This is a genomic window from Asanoa sp. NPDC050611 (assembly GCF_040654855.1).
GTDB lineage: Bacteria > Actinomycetota > Actinomycetes > Mycobacteriales > Micromonosporaceae > Asanoa.
Genome location: NZ_JBFAIU010000447.1, coordinates 1 through 5,141 on the forward strand (window position 1 = coordinate 1; position 5,141 = coordinate 5,141).

Annotated in this window: 6 protein-coding genes and 2 pseudogenes; 2 read left to right on the forward strand and 6 right to left on the reverse strand. The window is 69.7% G+C overall.

The features are described from left to right. The 4 genes and pseudogenes from AB0H87_RS37700 to AB0H87_RS37715 form a co-directional block, all read right to left on the reverse strand. Positions 1–191 (reverse strand): annotated as a pseudogene (locus AB0H87_RS37700) (hypothetical protein); the annotation flags it as partial. Next, on the reverse strand, positions 188–400 hold the full coding sequence (locus AB0H87_RS37705; protein WP_360157246.1) for a cation transporter: 213 nt from the start codon (positions 398–400) through the stop codon (positions 188–190). The pseudogene AB0H87_RS37700 and the gene AB0H87_RS37705, both read right to left, overlap by 4 nt. Positions 401–501: 101 nt before the next feature. After that, entirely contained in the window at positions 502–1,944 is a 1,443-nt protein-coding gene (locus AB0H87_RS37710) for an MFS transporter (protein WP_360157249.1), read from the reverse strand. Positions 1,945–2,010: 66 nt separating this feature from the next. Then, entirely contained in the window at positions 2,011–2,265 is a 255-nt protein-coding gene (locus tag AB0H87_RS37715) for a cation transporter (protein ID WP_360157252.1), read from the reverse strand. 84 nt (positions 2,266–2,349) lie between these two features. On the opposite strand from AB0H87_RS37715, the gene AB0H87_RS37720 reads away from it, so the two are divergent. After that, positions 2,350–2,646, forward strand: coding sequence for a metal-sensitive transcriptional regulator (locus AB0H87_RS37720; RefSeq protein ID WP_360157255.1), 297 nt, complete (start codon positions 2,350–2,352; stop codon positions 2,644–2,646). A gap of 435 nt (positions 2,647–3,081) precedes the next feature. Next, positions 3,082–3,564 carry a heme-degrading domain-containing protein gene (locus AB0H87_RS37725; RefSeq protein WP_360157258.1) on the forward strand — a complete coding sequence of 161 codons (483 nt, stop codon included), beginning with the start codon at positions 3,082–3,084 and terminating at the stop codon, positions 3,562–3,564. Positions 3,565–3,569: 5 nt separating this feature from the next. Here AB0H87_RS37725 and AB0H87_RS37730 read toward each other — a convergent pair whose 3' ends face one another. Further along, entirely contained in the window at positions 3,570–4,877 is a 1,308-nt protein-coding gene (locus tag AB0H87_RS37730) for a hypothetical protein (RefSeq protein WP_360157261.1), read from the reverse strand. A 149-nt stretch (positions 4,878–5,026) separates the two neighbouring features. Beyond that, positions 5,027–5,128: pseudogene (locus AB0H87_RS37735) on the reverse strand (isochorismatase family protein); the annotation flags it as partial. Positions 5,129–5,141: the final 13 nt, after the last annotated feature.

The window sequence follows — 5,141 nt, forward strand, 5'->3', positions numbered from 1 at the left end:
ACTCGGCATATCTGCTCCGGGGGCCGAGCCCCCGGACACCCCGCGAGTTGGTGGTGCCCGGCGGCCATCTCCTGGTGCTCGTCCGGGACCTCGGCGGGGCCCGGACCGACCAGGCGGCCGACGCCGAGTGCGGCGGCGAAGACCACCACCAGGCACAGCCCGAACAGGCTCAGCTTGACGGGCGCGTTCACGGCTGGACTCCGACCAGGTCGTAGCCGGCTTCGTCGACCGCCGCGGCCACATCGGCCTTGTCGACCGGCCCAGCGCTGGTGACGGTGACAGACCCGTTGGCCAGCTCGACCTGGACGCCGGTGACACCGTCGATCTTGGCGATCTCCCCGGTCACCGCGTTGACGCAGTGTCCGCAGGTCATACCGGTGACGGTGTAGGTGGTCTCCATGACTCCTCCTCGGATATACCCCCAGGGGGTATCTAGAAGCTAGCATACCCCCTGGGGGTTCTTGCAAGGGTTCCGGCTCGGGAGTGAGCCGGTTCGTGCTCCTAGTGACCGGCGGCTGCGGCCACTTCCCTGTCTGGCGTCTCCGCGTTCGCACCTGCCTTGCGTCGCGTGCGCAGGGCAAGCGCAGCTACGAGCGCTCCGAGGACCGCCACCAGGGCCGCGCCGATGAACGCCGTGGAGAAGCCGTTGGTCAACGCTTGCGTGTTGCCAAGCTGGTCGGCGCCATGCGCGGCGGCCAGCGCCGTCATCGCCGCCAGGCCGAGCGCAGAGCCGATCTGGTAGCTGGTGTTGACGATCCCCGAGGCCAGGCCGCCCTCTTCGGGCCGGGCGCTGGAGATCGCGGTGCCCAACGACGGGATGAACGCGAGCGACATCCCCAGAGCCGCGACCAGCGAGGCCGGCAATACGTCAACCCAGTAGGACCCGTCCGAGCGAACCAGCGCCAGCCAGCCCATACCGACGGCGAGAACGGCCATGCCGGTGACGACCATCGACTTGGAGCCGAACCGGTTGATCGCCCACGGCGCGAGCGCGACCATCCCCAGCATGATCAGGACCGTCATCGGCAGGAGCGCCGCCCCGCTGGGAAACGCGCTGAACCCGAGCACCTGCTGCAGGTAGAGGTTCAGGAAGAACCACATCGGGATCCACGCCCCGCCTAACAGCAACTGCACGAGATTCGCCGCACCGAGGTTGGGGGTACGGAAGATGGCCAACCGCATCAGTGGCTGCCGGCGGCGAGCCTGCAATGTGACGAACACCAGCAGCAGCACAACCGCCGCGCCGAGTACCGGCGCCGTGCTTGTCGACCCCCAGCCGACTTCCGGCGCGCGGACGATTCCGTACACGGCCAGGCCGAGACCGGTGGTGACGGTCGCCGCACCGATCCAGTCGATGCTGCCGCGCCCCCTGCCGGCGCCGGCCGGCATCAACGCCGGTGTTGCCAGCAGTGCGACAACAGCGATCGGGATGTTGATGTAGAACACCCACGGCCAGCTGAGGTACTCGGTGATGACGCCGCCGAGAAACACGCCGGCCGTCCCGCCCGCGGGAGCTGCCGCCCCGTACAGCGCCAATGCCCGCGTCAGCTCGCGGGGCGTCCCACCGAACAGCATCATCAGCAGCGTCAGCGCCGAAGGCGCGATCAGGGCCGCACCCACGCCCTGCACCGCCCGACCTGTCAGCTCGACGGAGACAGAGCTTGCGGCACCGGCGACCGCTGAACCGGCGAGCAGGACCAGCCAGCCCGTGGCGAACATCCGCCGGGCTCCGAACAGGTCCGACAAGCGGCCGCCCAGCAACAGCAGCCCACCGAAGGCGACCACGTAGGCGTTGAACACCCAGGACAGGTTTTCCTGCGAGAAGCCGAGATCCTGTTGGATCTTCGGCAGGGCCACGCCGATGATCGACGTGTCCATGATGACCATGAACTGCGCGGCGGCGATGAGCGACAGCGCCCACCACCGCCGGGGATACGAAGACACCACAAGTCCAATCCGGCCCGACGCACCCTCGGCGTGGGCCATCCCCATCCGGGACCCGTCAGCGGGTCACGCTTCGCTGATCCGGTAGCCAGCACCGACGACTGCGGCGGCGATCGCCGCCTCGTTCACATCACCGGTGATCGTGATCCGGCCTGCGGCGACGTCGACGTCGACGTCTGCCACTCCGGCGACCCCGCGCACTGCGGCGTCAACCTTGGCTGCGCAGGACGAGCAGGTCATCCCCGCGACTGCGAACTCCCGGCCAGAGGCGGTCGCGGCGGTCGCCGGCTTTGCCGCCTGGCACGCGCAGTTGTCACACATGACGTCCTCCTTTGCTGATACCCCCTGGGGGTATCTCTGCCGAGGACCGTACCATACCCCCCGGGGGTTAGGTAAAGTGGTGGCATGACAGCACCGAGCCCTACTCGCGGCTACACCGCGAACAAAGATCAGCTATCGGCACGCCTGCGGCGCATCGAAGGTCAGGTCCGCGGGATCGAGAAGATGGTCGACGACGACCGCTACTGCATCGACGTGCTCACGCAGATATCGGCGATCCAGGCAGCCCTCGACAAGGTCGCCTTGGGCCTGCTCGACGGTCATGCACGGCACTGCATGCACGAGGGTGCGGCCGACGGACACGCCGACGAGATGGCCACCGAGATGATGGCCGCGGTCGGCCGCCTCATGAAGCGCGGCTGAGTGCCGGGCGCGCAGGCGTCGTGCTTGTCGCCGGGAGCGCGCTGGGCAACCGGGACGGGCCGGGGAGCACCCTCCTTTTCCGCCGTTGTGATCGCGAACGCCACTCGGGCGGCCGCATCCCGATCCCCGGGGGACGCCGACACCTTCCGTCGAGCGATCCGATGTCTTGCCCACCAAGGCCTCCTGTTGGCCAGACAGTCCCCGAACGCCTGGTAGAAAGGGCACCGCGCTCGGCGGCCCAACGGGTGCCGCCTTGCGGCCCGGTCCGGCTCCTGTCGGGTTCTGTTGGGTACGTCGCCTGCGCCGGACCGTGTGACCTCCAGGAAGCTATTTGTAGATGTGGAACTGAGGCGCGATGGTCGCGGCCGCCCGCCGGGTCGTCGATCTTGTCGCTCGCTTAGCCTCGGACCGCAGACACGAGGTAGGGAGAAGGTCATGACCGGTTCGGAGCAGGATCTCGGCGCGTTGATCGCCGAGCTCGAGGAGCAGGAGCGGCGGCTGCTGTTCGCCCGGTTCGACAACGACGACGCGTGGCGGCTCGGATCCCTGGTCGTGGCGCTGGCGCAGGAGCGCGAGCTGCCCGTCACCGTCGACATCCGCCGGCACGGGCACCAGCTCTTCCACGCCGCCCTGCCCGGGACCGCGCCCGACAACGACGAGTGGATCAATCGTAAGGTCCGGGTCGTCAACCGCTTCAACGCCGCCTCGTACCTGGTCGGTCGGCGGCTGCTCGCGCAGGGACGCACCCTCGATGCCGACGCCGGCGTCGAACCCGCCGACTACGCCGCGCACGGCGGCTCGTTCCCGATCCGGGTCCGTGACGTCGGCGTCGTCGGCACCGTCACGGTATCCGGCCTTCCGCAGGGGGACGACCACGCCCTCGTGGTGGAGGCGCTCGAGCGGTTCCTGGCCGGCTGACCGCGTCAGGGCGCGGTCGAGGTGCGGACGAAGGTGACGTAGTCGTCGGGCTCGGACAACAGCGAGCCCGACATGGACACGAACACCGGCGAGTAGGAGCCCTCGAAGTCCCACACTGAACCCGGGATCCGGATCTGTAGCCAGTCGTCTCCGCCGATGACGGCTGCGTTCGGCTCGAGCGCGGCCATGCGGGGTTCGCCCGGCAGTCGGTTCTCCCAGATCTGCCGGCGTGGCACGTCCACCGTCTTGATCTTGCGCCGGTCCGCGCTGTCGACCGCGAGCACGACCCGCCCGTCCGTGGCGAGCAGCTCGTCGTGCGGGTCACCGAGCCACATCGTGCTGCCGTCCGTCGCCGACAGGAGCAGTTCGCGCCCCTGCCAGCGGGAACGGATGATGCCGTAGCCGCCGAACACGGTGTCGGGGTCGCGGCAACCCCATTGCGGTTCGGCGGTGCCCAGGTCCAGCTCGTCGCTCTTGCGCCAGGTCTCGCGGGGGCGCGCCACCTCCTGTGCCCACACGTCGTAACCGCAACGCCCGTCGCGCCAGGCGACCGCGGTGTAGAGGAGCCGGTCCTCCGCGGCGACCACCCGCGTCGCCTCCGGGACGCCGACGTCGCGGACCAGCCGGCCGGTGGCGACGTCCACCAAGGAGACGGCCGCTGTCGTCTCGATCGCCAGGAAGCGCGGCTCCGCCTGCGGCTCTTTCGTGAGGCTCTGCCAGCCGAGCGGGTTGAGGCTGCCGGTCGAGAACGGTCGTGGTGCGAGCGGCGGGCCGATCGGCGGTGGGATCGGCGTCCGCCAGCTCTCCACCCACGCCGCTCCAGGCTGCTCGGGCCGACGGCGGCGGGTGAGATCACAGCGATCGGTCGCGTCCTCCATCCGCGGACATTGGACACTCACGATGGAGTCCCAGTAGGTCCCCACCACATCCGCGTCGGGTTCGGTCCACCGCACCGAGCCACTCGCCGGGTCGAGCACGTCGAAGCCGGAGCCGTCGACCTTGTCGACGACGACCACCGCGTCCTCGTCGTAGCCGGCGACCCCGAACCAGTCGGCTTCGCGTGCCCACAGCCGGCGGCCCGCCCGGTCGGCGGTGAACGCCTCGACGATGCCGCCCTCCCGCCGCAGCACCACGACCCCGCCGACGTAGGCGCCGTCGAGCAGTGCCGACGGCAACCTCTTGCGCCACTGGATGCCTTCCCCGCCGGACGACGCGTCGGAGCGCTCGAAGGCGCCTGGCATCGCGACCACCACGCCGAACAGGGCGACGGTGAGCACGAGCGCGAGCAGCGTGACGCTCCGCGGTGTTGACACGACCGGCAAACTAGCCGATCGTCGCGGGCGGCGCTCGCTTCCCGTCGTTGCCCAGAGGAGTTCGCCTTGTCGTCCAGGCCGGGGTCTGGCGGATCGGCCCTCGCCATGATGGCAGGCGCCGCCCGCGCCGACTGGGCCGAGAACGGCGGCGACCTCCGGTCGACCCGGCTGTCGTGCAGTTCGGGGTCGGAGTCGGCGACGCCGTCGGAGAGGACGTAGACGCGGTAGTCGCGGTCCGCCGCGTCCATCACCGTGGAGAGGACG